At 63.0% G+C, this 16,402-nt stretch carries 18 protein-coding genes; 8 read left to right on the top strand and 10 right to left on the bottom strand.

Annotated features, from left to right (window positions below; all coding sequences use genetic code 11):
- Positions 1–5 precede the first annotated feature (5 nt).
- Complete coding sequence (locus M2497_RS14850) at positions 6–929, top strand: sugar ABC transporter substrate-binding protein (protein ID WP_248488151.1); 924 nt, start codon at positions 6–8, stop codon at positions 927–929.
- Positions 930–1,108: 179 nt separating this feature from the next.
- On the opposite strand, the gene M2497_RS14845 is transcribed toward M2497_RS14850, so the two are convergent.
- Complete coding sequence (locus M2497_RS14845; protein ID WP_248488150.1) at positions 1,109–1,429, bottom strand: DUF2834 domain-containing protein; 321 nt, start codon at positions 1,427–1,429, stop codon at positions 1,109–1,111.
- A gap of 83 nt (positions 1,430–1,512) precedes the next feature.
- Here M2497_RS14845 and M2497_RS14840 point away from each other — a divergent pair, with 83 nt between their 5' ends.
- Entirely contained in the window at positions 1,513–2,301 is a 789-nt protein-coding gene (locus M2497_RS14840; protein ID WP_248488149.1) for a helix-turn-helix domain-containing protein, read from the top strand.
- Between the two features lie 54 nt (positions 2,302–2,355).
- Positions 2,356–4,056 carry an amidase gene (locus tag M2497_RS14835; protein WP_248488148.1) on the top strand — a complete coding sequence of 567 codons (1,701 nt, stop codon included), beginning with the start codon at positions 2,356–2,358 and terminating at the stop codon, positions 4,054–4,056.
- Position 4,057: 1 nt separating this feature from the next.
- Here the strand turns inward: M2497_RS14835 and M2497_RS14830 are convergent, their stop codons facing one another.
- The 3 genes from M2497_RS14830 to M2497_RS14820 are packed head-to-tail and all read right to left on the bottom strand — an operon-like array spanning position 4,058 to position 5,485.
- The gene (locus M2497_RS14830; RefSeq protein ID WP_248488147.1) at positions 4,058–4,792 is read right to left on the bottom strand and encodes a CPBP family intramembrane glutamic endopeptidase; all 735 of its coding nucleotides are present in this window, start codon (positions 4,790–4,792) and stop codon (positions 4,058–4,060) included.
- Between the two features lie 7 nt (positions 4,793–4,799).
- Positions 4,800–5,270 carry a RidA family protein gene (locus M2497_RS14825; protein ID WP_071495390.1) on the bottom strand — a complete coding sequence of 157 codons (471 nt, stop codon included), beginning with the start codon at positions 5,268–5,270 and terminating at the stop codon, positions 4,800–4,802.
- Positions 5,267–5,485 (bottom strand): DUF6434 domain-containing protein, encoded by a 219-nt coding sequence (locus M2497_RS14820; RefSeq protein ID WP_248488146.1) that lies wholly within the window; start codon positions 5,483–5,485, stop codon positions 5,267–5,269. Before M2497_RS14820 ends, M2497_RS14825 begins: the two co-directional genes overlap by 4 nt.
- Before the next feature lie 508 nt (positions 5,486–5,993).
- Between M2497_RS14820 and M2497_RS14815 the strand changes: the two genes are divergently transcribed.
- Positions 5,994–6,425, top strand: coding sequence for a nuclear transport factor 2 family protein (locus tag M2497_RS14815; RefSeq protein WP_058424070.1), 432 nt, complete (start codon positions 5,994–5,996; stop codon positions 6,423–6,425).
- 28 nt (positions 6,426–6,453) lie between these two features.
- Here M2497_RS14815 and M2497_RS14810 read toward each other — a convergent pair whose 3' ends face one another.
- Complete coding sequence (locus M2497_RS14810) at positions 6,454–7,779, bottom strand: PLP-dependent aminotransferase family protein (protein WP_248488145.1); 1,326 nt, start codon at positions 7,777–7,779, stop codon at positions 6,454–6,456.
- A gap of 90 nt (positions 7,780–7,869) precedes the next feature.
- Here M2497_RS14810 and M2497_RS14805 point away from each other — a divergent pair, with 90 nt between their 5' ends.
- Positions 7,870–8,760 carry a DMT family transporter gene (locus M2497_RS14805; protein WP_248488144.1) on the top strand — a complete coding sequence of 297 codons (891 nt, stop codon included), beginning with the start codon at positions 7,870–7,872 and terminating at the stop codon, positions 8,758–8,760.
- Here the strand turns inward: M2497_RS14805 and M2497_RS14800 are convergent.
- Positions 8,757–9,323: a YceI family protein gene (locus M2497_RS14800; protein ID WP_248488143.1), complete on the bottom strand. Its 567-nt coding sequence runs from the start codon at positions 9,321–9,323 to the stop codon at positions 8,757–8,759. The genes M2497_RS14805 and M2497_RS14800 overlap by 4 nt on opposite strands.
- Positions 9,324–9,444: 121 nt before the next feature.
- On the opposite strand from M2497_RS14800, the gene M2497_RS14795 reads away from it, so the two are divergent.
- Positions 9,445–9,939, top strand: a complete 495-nt coding sequence (locus M2497_RS14795) for a PaaI family thioesterase (protein ID WP_248488142.1) — start codon at positions 9,445–9,447, stop codon at positions 9,937–9,939.
- 44 nt (positions 9,940–9,983) lie between these two features.
- Complete coding sequence (gene yghX / locus M2497_RS14790) at positions 9,984–10,871, top strand: YghX family hydrolase (RefSeq protein ID WP_248488141.1); 888 nt, start codon at positions 9,984–9,986, stop codon at positions 10,869–10,871.
- 21 nt (positions 10,872–10,892) lie between these two features.
- Here yghX and M2497_RS14785 read toward each other — a convergent pair whose 3' ends face one another.
- Together M2497_RS14785 and M2497_RS14780 are read right to left on the bottom strand one after the other, a co-directional pair.
- The gene (locus M2497_RS14785) at positions 10,893–12,077 is read right to left on the bottom strand and encodes a DUF2252 family protein (RefSeq protein ID WP_248488140.1); all 1,185 of its coding nucleotides are present in this window, start codon (positions 12,075–12,077) and stop codon (positions 10,893–10,895) included.
- A 77-nt stretch (positions 12,078–12,154) separates the two neighbouring features.
- Entirely contained in the window at positions 12,155–13,033 is an 879-nt protein-coding gene (locus M2497_RS14780) for a LysR family transcriptional regulator (protein WP_248488139.1), read from the bottom strand.
- Between the two features lie 131 nt (positions 13,034–13,164).
- On the opposite strand from M2497_RS14780, the gene ampC reads away from it, so the two are divergent.
- Complete coding sequence (ampC, locus tag M2497_RS14775; RefSeq protein WP_248488138.1) at positions 13,165–14,307, top strand: class C beta-lactamase; 1,143 nt, start codon at positions 13,165–13,167, stop codon at positions 14,305–14,307.
- A gap of 46 nt (positions 14,308–14,353) precedes the next feature.
- Here ampC and dctM read toward each other — a convergent pair whose 3' ends face one another.
- Positions 14,354–15,634 (bottom strand): C4-dicarboxylate TRAP transporter large permease protein DctM, encoded by a 1,281-nt coding sequence (gene dctM, locus M2497_RS14770; RefSeq protein ID WP_058424079.1) that lies wholly within the window; start codon positions 15,632–15,634, stop codon positions 14,354–14,356.
- Positions 15,634–16,266, bottom strand: coding sequence for a TRAP transporter small permease (locus M2497_RS14765; RefSeq protein WP_248488137.1), 633 nt, complete (start codon positions 16,264–16,266; stop codon positions 15,634–15,636). Before M2497_RS14765 ends, dctM begins: the two co-directional genes overlap by 1 nt.
- Positions 16,267–16,402 lie beyond the last annotated feature (136 nt).

Below are 16,402 nucleotides of genomic sequence, written 5' to 3'. Positions count from 1 at the left end.
CCCTCATGAAGAAGCAACTCCTTGCGACACTCCTGACCCTGGCGATAAGCCCCTGGGCGCTGGCCGATATCCGCATCGGCGTGAGCATCGCCCAGGTCGACGACGTCTTCCTCGCGCAGATGCGTGACTACATGGCCGCCCACGCCAGGCAACTGCCCGACGTGACCCTGCAATTCGAAGACGCCCAGGGCGACGTGGTGCGCCAGCTCAACCAGGTGCAGAACTTCACCGCCCAGGGCATGGACGCGATTATCGTCAACCCGGTGGACACGGCCGCCACGCAAAAGATGACCGCCAATGCCCAGCAAGCCAAGACGCCGCTGGTGTACGTCAACCGCCGCCCGGATGCCCAGCAGTTGCCACCGGGCGTGGGGTATGTGGGCTCGGACGAGGTCAAGGCCGGTGAAATCCAGATGCGCTACCTGGCGCAAAAGATGGGCGGCAAGGGCAACCTGGCGATCATGCTCGGGTTGCTCTCCAACAACGCCACGCACAATCGGACGCTGGGGGTGAAGACCGTGCTCAAGGAGTACCCCGACATCAAGATCGTCGAGGAACAGAGCGCGGAATGGCAGCGCAGCAAAGCGATTGACCTGATGAACAACTGGATCGTATCCGGGCGCAAAATCGACGCGGTGGCGGCGAACGCGGATGAGATGGCGATCGGCGCGGCCATGGCGATCAGCCAGGCGGGCATGCAGCCGGGCAAGGATATCCTGGTAGCCGGCAGCGACGGTGGGGCTGCCGGGCTGGATGCGGTGAAGAAAGGCCAGTTGCTGGTGACGGTGTATCAGGACAACAAGGGCCAGGCCGTGGGCTCGATTGACCTGGCAGTGAAGATGGTGAAGAAGGAGCCGTACACGGCTGAACTGACCATTCCCTATCAACAGATCACCCAGGACAACTACCAGGCCTTCCTCAACCCTTGAGCCGAACGAACCTGTTGTGGCGAGCGGGCTTGCCCCGCGTTGGGCTGCGAAGCGGCCCCTTTCAAAACCGCTGCGGTGTTTCAGTTGAACCGCGACATCAGTTATTGGGGCTGCTGCGCAGCCCAACGCGGGGCAAGCCCGCTCGCCACAACAAGCCCTCTCACCAGAGGGCGTTTGCGTCAACCGGTCTTCTCGCTGAACGTCTCAAGCCCATTCACCACCAGATAAAGCAAAGGTCCCACCGACACAAACACCGCCGTCAGCACAAAGTACGGCACCACCGAAAGTACCGAACGCCCCCGCCGCCGCGCATCCCGGTACATCCACACGCACGCCAGCAGCGCCATCAAATACAGGTCGATCACCACTTGCGCGGTGTCCGGTCGCGACATCAATTCGCGCCCGAACGCCAGCAGCGACTGCTCGGCCGTCAGCAGCGTGAACAGGGTGTATGACGAAAACAGCAGCAAACCGACCAGCGCAACACGGGATCTTTTCATGGGTTGTTCCTTGGGGTGATCAAGGCCCACGTTAGTGATAAGGTTCGGCCCCTCGCAATGACCTCGGAGGTCATGATTCCGCCATGGACACCCCTGCCACCGCCGGCGAACAGCTGCGCCACTTGCGCCGGCAAGCCCGGCTCAGCCAGCTCGACCTGGCCCTGATCACCGGGGTGTCCCAGCGCCACCTCAGTTGCCTGGAAACCGGCCGCGCCAAGCCAAGCCCGGGCACCTTGCACAACCTGCTGACGGCACTGGAGGCACCGCTGGACCAGCGCAACCGGGTGTTCCTCGCCGCCGGCTACGCCCCGCGCTATAGCGCCACGCCACTGGCCTCACCGGCGATGGCCGCGATTCGCGAAGCGGTCAGCCATGTGCTGCACGCCAACAACCCCGCGCCGGCCATCCTGCTGGACAGCCAGTGGCAGGTGTTGGCGGCGAATGCCAGCACCGCCGTGCTGCTTGAACTGGTGGGCATCCCGCCCGATTCAGCCGAGGGCTTAAACCTGCTCACCACGCTGTTGCAGTCGGGCGGCCTCGGCGATCACCTGACCAATGCCGACGAGATCCGCACCCTGGCCTGGCAGCGCGCCACCCGTGAGGCGCTGGGCAATCCTGAACTGGCCGCCCTGCTGGCGCGTTTGCCGACGCCGGCCAGCACCGAGTTGCCCGCCGACATGCCGCCGCTGGTACTGACGCGCATCCGTTCAAGCCGGGGCGAATTGAGTTTTCTGTCCACCTTCACCACCTTCGGCATGCCTCAGGACATTACCCTCTCCTCCCTGCGCATCGAACATCTGATTCCCGCCGACGACGCCACCTGGCAGGTGATGCGCGCGGCCTATGCGAGTTATGCCGCGCTGGTTTTGTGAAATATCTGTACGTAGACTGCCGCCATACCCCCACCTGAAGGCGGCGAAAAAAACGTGATGCAAGTTACCGAAGTCTCCATTGCCCAATTGCGCGCGGCGCTTGAATCCGGCCAGACCACGGCCGTTGAACTGGTAAAAGCCTACCTGGCGCGGATCGAGGCCTATGACGGTCCGCACACCGCCACCGCCTTGAACGCCGTGGTGGTGCGCAACCCCGCAGCGCTCGAAGAAGCCGAGGCGTCCGATGCACGCCGGGACAACGGCGAAACCCTGGGGCCTTTGGATGGCATTCCCTACACCGCCAAGGACAGCTACCTGGTCAAGGGCCTGACCGCAGCGTCCGGCAGCCCGGCGTTTGCCGACCTGGTCGCCCAGCGCGATGCGTTCACCATCGAGCGCCTGCGCGCCGGCGGCGCCATCTGCCTGGGCAAGACCAATATGCCGCCGATGGCCAATGGCGGCATGCAGCGTGGCGTGTATGGCCGGGCGGAAAGCCCGTATAACGCCGACTACCTGACGGCGCCGTTTGCTTCCGGCTCATCCAACGGAGCCGGCACTGCGACGGCGGCGAGCTTTGCGGCGTTTGGCGTGGCCGAAGAAACCTGGTCCAGCGGACGCGGCCCGGCGTCCAACAATGGCCTGTGTGCCTACACCCCGTCCCGTGGGGTGATTTCGGTGCGCGGCAACTGGCCGCTCACGCCGACCATGGACGTGGTGGTGCCGTACGCGCGCACCATGGCCGACCTGCTGGAAGTGCTCGACGTGGTGGTGGCCGAAGACCCGGACACCCGTGGCGACCTGTGGCGCCTGCAACCCTGGGTGCCGATCCCGAGCGTCACCTCGGTGCGCCCGGCGTCTTATGCTGACCTGGCCGTGACTGCCGAATCCCTCGCCGGTAAACGCTTTGGCGTACCACGCATGTACATCAACGCCGACCCCGACGCCGGCACCAGCGAAAAACCCGGGATCGGCGGCCCCACCGGGCAGAAGATCAACACCCGCGCCAGCGTGATAGACCTGTGGAACGATGCCCGCCAAGCCTTGGTGGCGGCCGGCGCCGAAGTGATCGACGTGGATTTCCCGCTGGTGTCCAACTGCGAAGGCGATCGCCCCGGCGCGCCCACTGTGTTTACCCGTGGGCTGGTGTCCAAGGAGTTCCTGCACGATGAACTGTGGGAACTCTCGGCCTGGGCCTTTGATGATTTCCTGCGCGCCAACAACGACCCGGCGCTCAACCGCCTGGCGGATGTGGACGGGCCGAAGATCTTCCCCCACGACCCGGGCACCCTGCCCAATCGCGAAGACGACCTGGCCGCCGGCATGGACGAATACGTGCGCATGGCCGAGCGCGGCATCACCCCGTGGGACCAGATCAGCACCCTCCCCGACGGCCTGCGCGGCCTGGAACAAACGCGCCGGGTCGACCTGGAAGACTGGATGGACAAGCTTGGCCTCGACGCCGTGCTGTTCCCCACCGTGGCCGACGTAGGCCCGGCGGATGCCGATGTGAACGAAGCCTCCGCCGACATCGCCTGGAGCAACGGCGTGTGGGTGGCCAACGGCAACCTCGCCATCCGCCACCTGGGCGTGCCGACCGTCACCGTGCCCATGGGCGTGATGGCCGATATCGGCATGCCGGTGGGGCTCACCTTTGCCGGGCGCGCCTATGATGACTCTGCGTTGCTGCGGTTTGCGTCGGCGTATGAGTCGACCGGCAGCAAGCGCCTGGTGCCCCCGCGTACGCCGGCGCTTTAACTCAAGGCATGGGCACGGCAATCAACAGGATTGCCGTGCCATGGGCCAGCGTCGCCGCCAGCACGCCATAACGCATACGCACCAGCGCGCAAGCCAGCCCTTCCAGCAGGGTAAACAGCAACACCGGCCACCCCAGTTCAGTCACGCTCAAGGCCAGGAAAGCATGGCAGGCCGCAAAAGCTACGCCGCTGATCAGGGCCGCACGCAACGGCGCTACCTGCTGCTCCAGATAGCCCTGCAAAAACCCACGAAACAGCACCTCCTCCAACGCATTGGCGCCATAGGCCAACACGACCATGCCCGGCAGCCATACCCAATAACCCACAAGCGCTGACGCTTCGATGCCCTGGTACAACCGCAGCGGCACACCGATCAAGCCACCAACCGCGAGCCCGATCATCAGTCCCGCGACACGCGGCCCCCTGGACCAGACGATCAGCGCCGCCAAGTCAGGTGCCACCCGCACAAGCGCCGTAATCAATAACACCGATAAACCACCCAATGCTGCCAGCACCAAGGTGTTGGCCGTGAAGGCAAGCTGCACCTCGCTGCCCAGCGACCACAAGCCCAACGGCGTCATCACATCGCGCATCAGCACGAACGCCATCAACAGAATCAGGATGCGCAACGCCGTCAGCGACTTGGGCGTGAGCGCGAACCACAGGCCGAACAACAGCAGCCCCGGTGCCAGGTACGTGCTGTAGTGGATCAATACCACCATGCCTTGGGTAATCATCGATCGCTCAGCCGTGCGCCAGCGCAATCATGTCAATCTCCACCGCCGCCGACTTCGGCAGCTGCATCACGCCGATCGACGTCCGCGTATGCACCCCGGCGCTGCCGAGAATCTCGTGCAACAGGTCCGACGCGCCGTTGGCCACTTCACTCTGCTGATCAAAATCCTCGGCACTGCGCACGTACACGGTAATGCGCGGGATGGCCTTGATCTGGTCCAGCGAACCCAGGGCCTGCTGGAGCAACCCCAGGCAGCGCAACGCGCTGATGCCGGCAGCGACTTGCGCCTGGGCCAGGGTCAGGCTGTCACCGACCTTGCCCGGCAGCACGATGGCATCGCCGACACGCGGGATCTGGCCGCTGATGTACAGGTGGTTGCCATCGCGGACCAGCGGCGTGTAGTTGCCACCGATCTTGAATTCATTCAACTGATAGCCGATGCGCAGTTGGGCGGCCTGGTATTTTTCGTCGCGGGTCATGGGCGTGCATCCTCGTTGCGACGTTGCCACTCATCCACCACGTCGCCCAGGGTCTTGGGCCTATCGTTGCGAATCCAGGCCATGAAGGGCCGGTCGAACTTGAACCCTGGGCCGCAGTGCTCAAGCATGAAGCGGCGAACGTTCTGAGTGTTTTTGTAGTGGGGGGTGACGGGGGTGTCGCGGGTGATGGGGTCGCTGTGCCAGTCAAAATCCATGTTGTCTCTCGGGCGCCGTGGGGTTTCGGCGCTAGCATAGCGATGTGCTATTCGCACAGGAAGTGAGCTGTGATTCAACTGATGTGTTGGGACATCGTACAAGATAAAGGCTTGCTTATATTGCCTTAAAGCCCAGCCCTTTCAAGGTCTTTGAAAAAACGGCCATACCTGCCTGATACCCTCCCATCAAGGGTGAACACTACAACTGTGGCGAGCGGGCTTGTCCCGCGTTGGGCTGCGAAGCAGCCCCAGCACCAGCGGCCTAAGAATGCCTGGTTCAGCGCATTTCCCCTTCCAGGGTCGCTTCGCAACCCAACGCGGGGCAAGCCCGCTCGCCACAGAAGACTCATCGCCTGTTCTATCTGAAGACCTTGAAAGGGCTGACCTCAGTGCCGAAACTTTTCTGGATATTTCAAAATTTCACTTTCCTTCCCCCTCTGAAATATTGCATGGTTGTACGACGACTTACCCCGTCGTGCCAGCCCCCAACAACAATAAGGAAACACCCATGCAAAACGTCAAAGTGCTGATCGGCTTTCTGTGCCTGTTCAGCGGCTATGTCGCAGCAGCGCCTGCCCCTGCCGAAAAGGACGTGGCCCAAGCGGTCGACCAACTGACCCAGGCCATGCTGCACCTGGACCTCAAGCAGCTTCACGCGCTGACGTCCGACAAGCTCACCTACGGTCACTCCAGCGGCAAGGTGCAGAACAAAGACCAATTCATCGCTGACCTGGAAACCCACACCAGCGCGTTCAAGACCCTGGAAATGCAGAACCAGACCATCACCCTGCAAGGCGACACTGCACTGGTGCGCAACCACTTCCACGCTCTGGCCGTTAACAGCGGTGTAGAAGTGCCCACCGATATCGACAACTTCCAGGTCTGGCAGAAGCAAAAAGGCAAATGGCTGCTGATCGGACGCCAGGCCTACAAGTACTGATGCCCAGCGGTGAGCCGCTGACCCCGGCTCACCACGCCACCACCTTGCGCACCTTCAACAACGCCTCACGCAGCGCCGGCAGCGCCACCGAGCCCAAGGCCAAACGCAACGCATGCGGCACATGGGTCGACACGGCAAATGGCTCGGCGGTAGACACGGAAATGCCCTCGCGCTGCAAGCTCATGGCCACCTGATCGGCCCGCGCCTCGTCCGCCAGGGGCAACCACAGGAAATACGAAGAAGGATGGCTCACGTACGCCAGTCCCTTCAGCACCTGCGCCGCCAAGGCCTGCCGCGCCTGGGCATCCTGGCGCTTTTGTGCTTCCAGTTGCGCCACCGTGCCATCCTCCAGCCAGGCCACCGCAATGGCGCTCATCACACCCGGCACGTTCCAGGTGGTGGCCATGAGGGTGCGCTCCAGTGGTTTCACCCATTCCATCGGCGCTGCGACAAACCCGACCCGCAACCCGGTCGCGACGCTTTTCGACAGCCCGCCCACATACACCGTGCGCTCCGGTGCCAATGTCGCCAGCGGCGGCGGCGCTTCTTCGGCCAGGAACGCGTAGGCCGCGTCTTCGATGATCAGCAGATTATGCTGGCGGGCGATGGCGACCAAGCGTTCGCGCTGGGCCATGTCCATCACCCAGCCCAATGGATTGTGCAGGGTTGGCATGCTGTACACCGCGCGCACCGGGCGTTTGCGACACAAGTTGTGTAGCGCGTCCAGGTCCGGCCCCACCGGCGTGACCGGGATCGCGACGATTTCCAGGTGCAGGGTTTCGGCCAGCACCTTGAACCCCGAATAGGTCAAGGCATCCACCGCGATCACATCGCCGGGCTTGAGCAACGCCATCAACGTCACCGCCAGGCCGTGCTGGGCGCCGCTGACCAGCAGCACCTGCTCGGCGTCCACCCTGAGCCCGCGACTGAGCAAATGCCGCGCAACCGCCGCGCGCTCATGCAAGCGGCCGGCGTGGGGCTGGTAACGCAACAGAGCTTCAAGGTCGCCGCAGAGCGCCAACTGGCGCAACGCCGTGCGCAACCTATCTGCCTGGCCCGGCAACGAGGGGTAATTAAAGTTCAGGTCGAGCATGCCCGGCGCCACCGTCATCTGCCCACTGCCCTGCCCCGGCGGCAGCGAGATTTCGCGCACGAAGGTGCCACGACCGGCTTCACCGCTGACCAGCCCCATCCCTTCGAGCTCCGCGTACACCCGGCTGGCGGTGACCAGGGCCAGGCCATGCTCGGCGGCCAGTTGCCGGTGGGTTGGCAGCCGTGTGCCGGGCGGCATTGTTCCGCTGCGGATGGCTTGGGCAAAGGTATCGACCAACAACTTGTAACGGGCGCGCGGCATTGGGCTGTATCCATGACAATTTTTTGATTGTCTTAATCCTCACCCCTAGGATGACCGCAACGCAACCCCTCCTTGTCCGGACGCCTGATCATGCAACGCACCTCCTCTCTTGACACCCTGAATGGCAGCGCCCAAGGCTGGATCAACGGCTTTATCGGCGTGGTGATCTTCAGTGGCTCCTTGCCCGCCACGCGCCTGGCCGTAATGGAGTTCGACCCGGTCTTCCTCACCATGATTCGCGCGGCCATCGCCGCCCTGCTGGGCGTACTGCTGCTGTGGCTGTTCAAGGAAAAACGCCCCACACGCCAGCAGTGGGTGCCCCTGGCAATCGTCGCCCTGGGCGTGGTGATCGGCTTCCCGCTGCTCACGGCCCTGGCCCTGCAATACGTGACCTCGGCCCACTCCATCGTGTTCATCGGCCTGCTGCCGTTGGCCACTGCGGTGTTTGGTGTGCTGCGCGGCGGCGAGCGTCCGCGCCCGGTGTTCTGGCTGTTTTCGATCCTGGGCAGTGGGCTGGTGATGGGTTATGCCTTCGCCCAGGGCTTGAGCGCCGCACCGGCCGGCGACCTGCTGATGCTGTTGGCGGTGCTGGTCTGCGGCCTGGGCTATGCAGAAGGCGCCAAGCTGTCGCGCAGCCTCGGCGGTTGGCAGGTGATCTGCTGGGCGTTGGTGGTGTCAATGCCGGTGGTGGCGCCGTTGAGCCTGGTGCTGGCGCCGACAAGTTTGCACGGCATCAGCCTGCCCGCCTGGCTCAGCCTGGGCTACGTGGCGTTGTTCAGCATGCTGATCGGTTTTGTGTTCTGGTATCGCGGGTTGGCCCAGGGCGGGATCGCCGCCGTCGGCCAGTTGCAATTGCTGCAACCCTTCTTCGGCCTGGCGCTGGCGGCGGGCCTGCTACATGAGCAGGTCAGCCTGGGCATGGTGCTGGTCACGGTCGCGGTAATCGGTTGCGTGGCCGGTGCAAAGAAGTTTGCCCGTTAACGCTGCGGCGCGACCATCTTGAACTTGATGTTGATGTCATTGGACACCACGCTGTTGCCGGCCCATTCGCCCTCGCCGATCCTGAAGTCGCCGCGCTTGAGGATGAACTCACCGTCGAACACCCCAATGCCGCTCTGCTCCTTGAGCACCACGTCGACGTCCACCGGGCGCGTGGTGCCCTTGATGGTCAGGTTACCGCTGATCTGGTAGCGGTTATTCCCCAACGCCTTGACCCCGGTGGATTCATACACGCCCACCGGGTAGGTCGCGGTATCGAACCAGGAGGCGCGTTGCAGTTCGTCGTTGGCATCCGGGCTGCCGGCGTCGATGCTGGCGAGCTGGATCTTGAGCAAGGCATGCCCGGCTTCCGGCTGTTGCGTATCGAAGGTCAAGGTGCCCTCGAAGTCGCTGAACGTGCCATACACCCGCTGCCCCAATTGCTTGTAGGTGAAGCTGATCTGGCTGGCGGTGCGGTTGACGTCCTTGTACTCCACCGCCTGGGCGCTGGCGCCGTAGGCAAGGATCAAGGCCAGGACGGCGGCCGGGGACATTCGACGTTTCATGCAACGCTCCGCGACAGGTAAGAACACAGTATCGAGCTAACACCTCATACCAGGGATTTATTCCCATCGGGCGTTTGTCCTGCTAAACAGAGTAGTCGCCCCACAACAATAAGGACGCTGCATGCACGCCCCATCGCTCCAGGACATCACCGCGCCGGAAGGCATCTGCTACGGCTGCGGCGGCAGCAACCCCCATGGCCTGCACATCAAGAGCCGCTGGGACGCGGACGGTATCCACCTGGTCGCCGAGCACCTGCCCGAGGCAAAGTACACCGGCTGGCCCGACCTGGTCTACGGCGGCCTGATCGCGATGCTGGTGGACTGCCATTCCAACTGGACCGCCATGGCCTACCACTACCGCGCCGAACACCGCGAACCCGGCAGCCTGCCGCGCATCGATTGCGTGACCGGCAACCTCGGCATCAAGTTCATCAAGCCGACCCCCATGGGCGTCACCCTCACCTTGCGCGCCCGCGTCGACGGCGACGTGGGGCGCAAGACCCGCGTGATCTGCGAGGTGTACGCCGGTGACGTGCTGACCGCCGTGGGCGACTCGATCTTCGTGCGCGTCGACACCGGCCAACTGGCCGCCGCCGCCCATGGCCGCGACAGCTGATCCTGGTCTACATTGATGGCCACCGCTTATCGAGGACTGCACCGATGACTCGTCTCACCGCGAAAGACTTTGCGCCCGAACTGCTGGAGCTCTACGACGGCTACGCCCACGGCAAGCTCAACCGTCGCGAATTTCTCGACCGCGCCGCCCTGTTCACCTTTGGCGGCCTCACCGCTTCGGCCCTGCTCGCGGCCCTGAGTCCCAACTACGCCCTGGCCGAACAGGTGAAATTCACCGACCCGGACATCGTCGCCGACTACATCACCTACCCGTCGCCCAAAGGCAACGGCAGCGTGCGCGCCTACCTGGTGCGCCCGGCCAAAGCGGCGGGCAAATTGCCGGCGGTGGTGGTCGTCCATGAAAACCGTGGCCTCAACCCCTATATCGAAGACGTCGCCCGGCGCCTGGCCAAGGCCGGCTTTATCGCGCTGGCGCCGGATGGTCTGACCTCGGTGGGCGGCTACCCCGGCAACGACGAAAAAGGCGTGCAACTGCAACAGACCGTCGACCCAACCAAACTGATGAACGACTTCTTCGCCGCCATCGAATGGCTGATGCACCACGACAACAGCACCGGCAAGGTAGGCATTACCGGTTTCTGTTATGGCGGTGGCGTGACCAATGCGGCAGCCGTGGCCTACCCGGAACTGGGGGCGGCCGTATCGTTCTACGGGCGCCAGCCGGAAGCCAAGGACGTATCGCGCATCAAGGCGCCGATCATGCTGCATTACGGTGAGCTGGACACGCGGATCAATGAAGGTTGGCCGGCGTATGAAAAGGCCCTGAAAGCAGCCGGCACAACCTATGAGGCGTACATCTACAAGGGGGCCAACCACGGTTTTCACAATGATTCGACGCCGCGTTATGACGAAGCGGCGGCGAACCTGGCGTGGGAACGTACGCTGGGGTGGTTCCGCAAATACCTGGCCTGACTGCCCCCTGTAGGAGCGACCTCAGTGTTCCAGTGCATAGCGCCGGCAATGGTTGAGGTAGCCCTGCTCATGGCTCCCTACCAGTTGCACCACGCTGGTCCATAGCCACGACGGCGCATCCAGCTGTTTGGAGCGGTTCTCCTGCAATACCGCCATCCAGTCCTTGCGTGTATCGCGATCCATCTGCCGGGCATGGGCGATACCGACCACCCGTGCCAGGTAACCGGCGGCGTGCATGGCGTCGATCTCGCTCAACTCGTCCAGTTCCAGCTTCATATCCTGGGGCAACAGTTCACGGATGAAAAAACCATTGTCCAGCATGCGCGTCGCCACCATGCGTTCACCCAAACCAGGCGACAGCTGGCGGGCGCCCTCCACCACCCGGCGGCCATTGTCCCGGGGCATCTTCGCCCGTGCCGCACGGGGCGCCGCCGCGCCGACGGCCTGTTTGATATCGATCAGGCAATATTCCTGGTCATCCTTGTCGCCCACGCCGAGCAAGGCGGCATAACGCTGCAGGCCCAGGGAGCTGCAGCCCTTGACCCAATAGGCCGAGTCCAGCAACTCGACCCTGGCGTCCTTGGGGCGGCCTTTGAGTGACGTCACCAATTGATGGATGTCGGCCGAGGCGCAGAGCGTTTCCAGTGCGGTTTTTTCGGCCCGTGACAGCGACCAGAAATGCTTGCCCAAGGGAATGCTCGGGCGAGCATTTTCGATGCGCTCACGCGCCAGGTTCTTCCAGGTGCGCTCCACCGCGCTGCGCATGCCCGCCTTGACCTGGGACGGGCGCGGCGGCGCGGCGTCGGGCTTGTCTTTGAACGCCTGTTCGTAGCCCACCATCATTTCTTCGAGCATGCGCGCACTGGTGACCCCCGGCAGGTCCGAGCCGCGCGCAGCGGTGGCCAGGGACAGCGCCAGGCGCACCAGGTCGTGGGCCGGGTTGCCGATCACCGTCTGGTCAAGGTCGCGGATATGCATATCGATGCGGCCCTTGATATCGCCGGTAGGCCCCAGGTTGCCGGCGTGGCAGTCGCCGCAGATCCAGATCGCCGGGCCATGGGGCAAGCGGCGCCCGCTCTGGCTGTGCAGCCATTCGTAGAATTGCACGGTGCTGCCGCGCACGTAGGCGTGGGCAGAGCGGGCCATTTTCAGGTTACGTAGTTGGGTCAGGTGCGGCAGGCGGGCGGAGGGGCGCGGTATCTTCATGGAAAAACTCAGTGCAGGTGTTGCGGTAGAGCGCTGGCCCTCGACAAATGTTTCATTATGTTTCAAAAAAAAGCGTTTCAATCTTCCGCAGCCATGTCCCGCAACCAGCCTTTGAACGCCAGCATCGCCGCCGTCTCGGCCCGCGACTGCAAGCGCGTCAACCAGTAACTGCCGGTGGTGATGCCGACATCGAACGGCTGGCGAATCACATCGCTCTCCAGTTGCCGCGCAAACATCATCGCCGGCGCCAAGGCCACGCCGAGGCCTTGCAAGGCCGCCTCCATCATCGCCAGCGAAGAATCGAACACAATGCTGCGCGGCAGCAGGGTATCGGCGGGCAAGCCGGCGGCCTGGAACCACAGGTTCCACTCATCGGCGCGGTAGGAGCGCAGCAAGGTGTGTTTCAAGAGGTCGGCCGGTGCGCGTAATTGCTCGGCCAGTTGCGGCACACATAGCACGCTGAGCGGAGCTTCCAGCAGTTCGCAGGCATCCGTGCCGTGCCAGGCGCCGGCGCCGAAACGAATGGCGTAATCCAGGCCTTCGGCGGCCACGTCGACACGGTTGTTGTGGGTCGAAAGGCGCAGGTCAATAAACGGGTAGCGCTGCTGAAAATCCGCCAGGCGTGGCAGCAACCAGCCGACCGCGAAGGTGCCGACCGCCCCGACGGTAAGGACCTCGCGGTAGTGCCCGCCCTCGAACTGACCGAGGGTGTGAGCGATGCGGTCGAAGGACTCGCGCAACACCGGCAGCAGGGTTTCACCTTCACGCGTCAGCATCAGGCCGCGTGGCAGGCGCTTGAACAAGGCGACATTCAGTTGCGCCTCCAGGCTTTTCACCTGATGGCTGACCGCAGCCTGGGTCACGCACAACTCGATGGCTGCCCGGGTGAAGCTCAAGTGCCGGGCCGACGCCTCGAACGCGCGCAGGGCATTGAGGGGCAAATGGGAACGCAGCATGGTCTACCCTAGATTTTCTAATGGCAGCTGCAAGATATCATCGTTTGCCGAAGGGACCGAACCTGACTAGATTTGCCACGCCTGCGCAGGCCCCGATCGTCAGTGCATCATTTACATGGAAGCGAATAACCATGAACTCCAACGTAAGAAATTTCCTGATTTCAGCCTTATTTATCAGCTCCGGCACCTGTATGGCTGCCACCGACCTGCGCCAGGTCGTGGACAGCAGCGTCGAGCCCCTGATGCAGCAGCAAGGCATCGCCGGCCTGTCGGTGGCGGTGGTGAACAAGGGCAAGGTGCAATACTTTAACTACGGCGTCGCCAACAAAGACAAGCAACAGCCCGTTACCGAAGACACGCTGTTCGAGATCGGCTCGGTGAGCAAGACCTTCACCGCCACCCTCGGCGGCTACGCTGCGGCCAGCGGCAAGCTGAAGTTGTCGGACATGGCCAGCCAGCATCTCGCCGCACTCAAGGGCAGTGCCTTCGACCGCATCAGCCTGCTGCAATTGGCCACCTACACCCCTGGCGGCCTGCCACTGCAATTTCCGGACGCCGCCGACAGCGCCGACACCATGCTCGAATATTTCCAGCACTGGAAACCTGTCTATGCGCCTGGCGCACAACGCCTTTACTCGAATCCCAGCATTGGCCTGTTCGGCTACCTCAGTGCGCAAAGCCTGGGCCAGCCGTTCAACGTCGCCATGGAGAAAACCCTGCTGCCCAAGCTGGGCCTGAAAAACACCCATGTCAGCGTGCCGCCAGACAAAAACCAGACCTACGCCCAAGGCTACGACAAGGATCAGAAACCGGTACGCGTCGGCCCCGGCGCGCTGGACAGCGAAGCCTATGGCATCAAGACCAGCAGTCAGGACCTGGCGCAGTACGTGATGCTGAACATGCACCCGCAAACCCTGGAGAAACCGCTGCAACAGGCCATCGCCACCACCCACACCGGTTACTACACGGTGAACGGCATGACCCAGGGCCTGGGCTGGGAGTACTACCCCTACCCGATCACGCTGCAAGCGCTGATGGAAGGCAACTCCACACCGATGGCCATGGAGCCGCATAAGGTGAAATGGTTGACCCCGGCCCAGGTGCAACCGGCCAACGTGCTGTACAACAAGACCGGTTCGACCCGTGGGTTTGGCGCCTATGTGGCCTATGTGCCGAGCAAGGACATGGGGGTGGTGATTCTGGCCAACAAGAACTACCCGAATGCCGAACGGGTGAAAGTGGCCCATGCGATCCTGAGTGCGCTGGACCACTGATGCACACGCCCTGCAGGAGCCGGCTGGCGGGCTCCTGCAAGTTGGGTTACATCCCGAGCCAGTGCGGCAACGCCAGCGAAATGAACGGCAAGTACGTGACCATGATCAGGAACACCAACAGAATCATCAGCCACGGTAGCGCCGCGCGGATGGTCTGCCCCAGCGTCAACCCGGTCACCGCCGAGGTCACGAACAGGTTCAGCCCCACCGGCGGGTGCACCAGGCCGATTTCCATGTTCACCACCATCACGATCCCCAGGTGAATCGGGTCGATACCCAGCTTCATGGCAATCGGGAAGAAAATCGGCGCCAGGATCAGCACGATGGCCGACGGTTCCATAAAGCTGCCCGCCACCAGCAGCACCACGTTGACCATGATCAGGAAACCAATCGGCGTCAGCCCTTCGGAGATCACCCACGCGGTGATTTCCTGGGGGATCTGTTCGGTGGTCAGCACATGGGCAAACAGCATCGCGTTGGCAATGATGAACATCAGCATGATCGCCAGGCGCCCGGATTCGAGCAGCACCTTGGGACAGTCGCGCAGCTTCATGTCCTTGTAGACGAACAACGCCACGAACGCCGAGTACACCGCCGCCACCGCGGCCGCTTCGGTCGGGGTGAACATGCCGCTGTAGATGCCGCCGAGGATGATCACCAGCAGCAACAGGCCCCAGAAGGCGCGGCGCGCGCAGGTCAGCCATTCGCGGAAGGTCGCTCGGGGCTGGGCCGGCAGCTTCTTGATGCGCGCGACGATGTAGATGGCGATCATCAGCATCAGGCCCAGCAACAGGCCCGGAATCACCCCGGCCATGAACAGCTTGCCGACCGAGGTTTCAGTCGCCGCCGAATACACCACCATCACAATCGACGGCGGGATCAGGATGCCCAGGGTGCCGGCGTTACAGATGATCCCCGCCCCGAACTCCTTCGGGTAGCCGGAACGCACCATGCCCGCCACGGCAATCGAACCTACCGCCGCCACGGTCGCCGGTGACGAACCGGACAGCGCCGCAAACAGCATGCACGCCAACACCGCCGCAATGGCCAGGCCGCCACGGATATGTCCGACACAGGCGTTGGCAAAGTCGATCAGGCGCTGTGCCACACCGCCGGTGGTCATGAACGCGCCGGAGAGCAGGAAGAACGGAATCGCCAGGAAGGTGTAGGCGTCGGACGTCTCGAACAGCTTGATCGCCAGGGAGCTCACCGAGTCCTGGCTGAACATCAGGATCGACACCGCACCGGACAAGCCCAGGGAAATCGCGATCGGCACGCCGAGGAACATGAACACGAACAACAGCAGAAACAGACAGAGCACGGCCATCAGTGACGCTCCTCATGGCTGCCGGCCAATTTGCTGGCCTCGCCGGCCTCGTCGGCCAGCCCCAACCCGACCTGACGGTGGGTAAAAATGCGGTAGAAAATTTCCAGGTAGCGGATAAACACCATGGCAAAACCAATGGGCACGATGATCACGATGTCACCGACGTCAATGCCGTACTGGTCGAGGTCTTCTGCGCCGATATGCGCGGTCATCACCGCGCTGACCCACTTGTAGCTGGCGATCATGAACAGCCCGGCGTAGGCCAGGCAGCACAGGCAGGCAATCATGCCCAGCAAGCGTTGCACCGGGCGCCTGGTCAGCTTGACCAGTGCGTCGACGCCAAGGTGGCCGGCGGTGCGTACGCCGTAGGAAATACCGAAGAAAATCAGCCAGCCGAACATGGCCTTGGTCAGTGCCACGCTCCAGGTCATGTCCTGGGCCCAGGTCATGGTGTGGTCGCCCAGAGCACCGAAAAAGGCGCTGCTGAAAGCCCACTTGTCAGACAGGGCAAAGAACAGCGTATAGATGTTGTTGAGCATGACGTAGACAAAAGTCACCAGGGTCATGGCGGCCAGCAGGAAGGCAATGAAACCTTCCTCCAGGTGCTCCCAGACGCGCCTTAGCGTTTGCATGGCAAAACCTCGCGAAAGCAAATGAGATGTCAGGGTGAAAACCGGATCGATAGGTGGGAGGGGGCTTGCCCCCGATAGCGGTGGGTCAGAGACAGATGAGCAAGCTGACACACCGCAATCGGGGGCAAGCCCCCTC

It is taken from the genome of Pseudomonas sp. CYM-20-01 (assembly GCF_023169845.1).
Classification (GTDB): Bacteria; Pseudomonadota; Gammaproteobacteria; order Pseudomonadales; family Pseudomonadaceae; genus Aquipseudomonas; species Aquipseudomonas azotoformans.
Note: the sequence above shows the minus strand (reverse complement) of the source record. Positions and strands in the feature narration are given on the sequence as shown.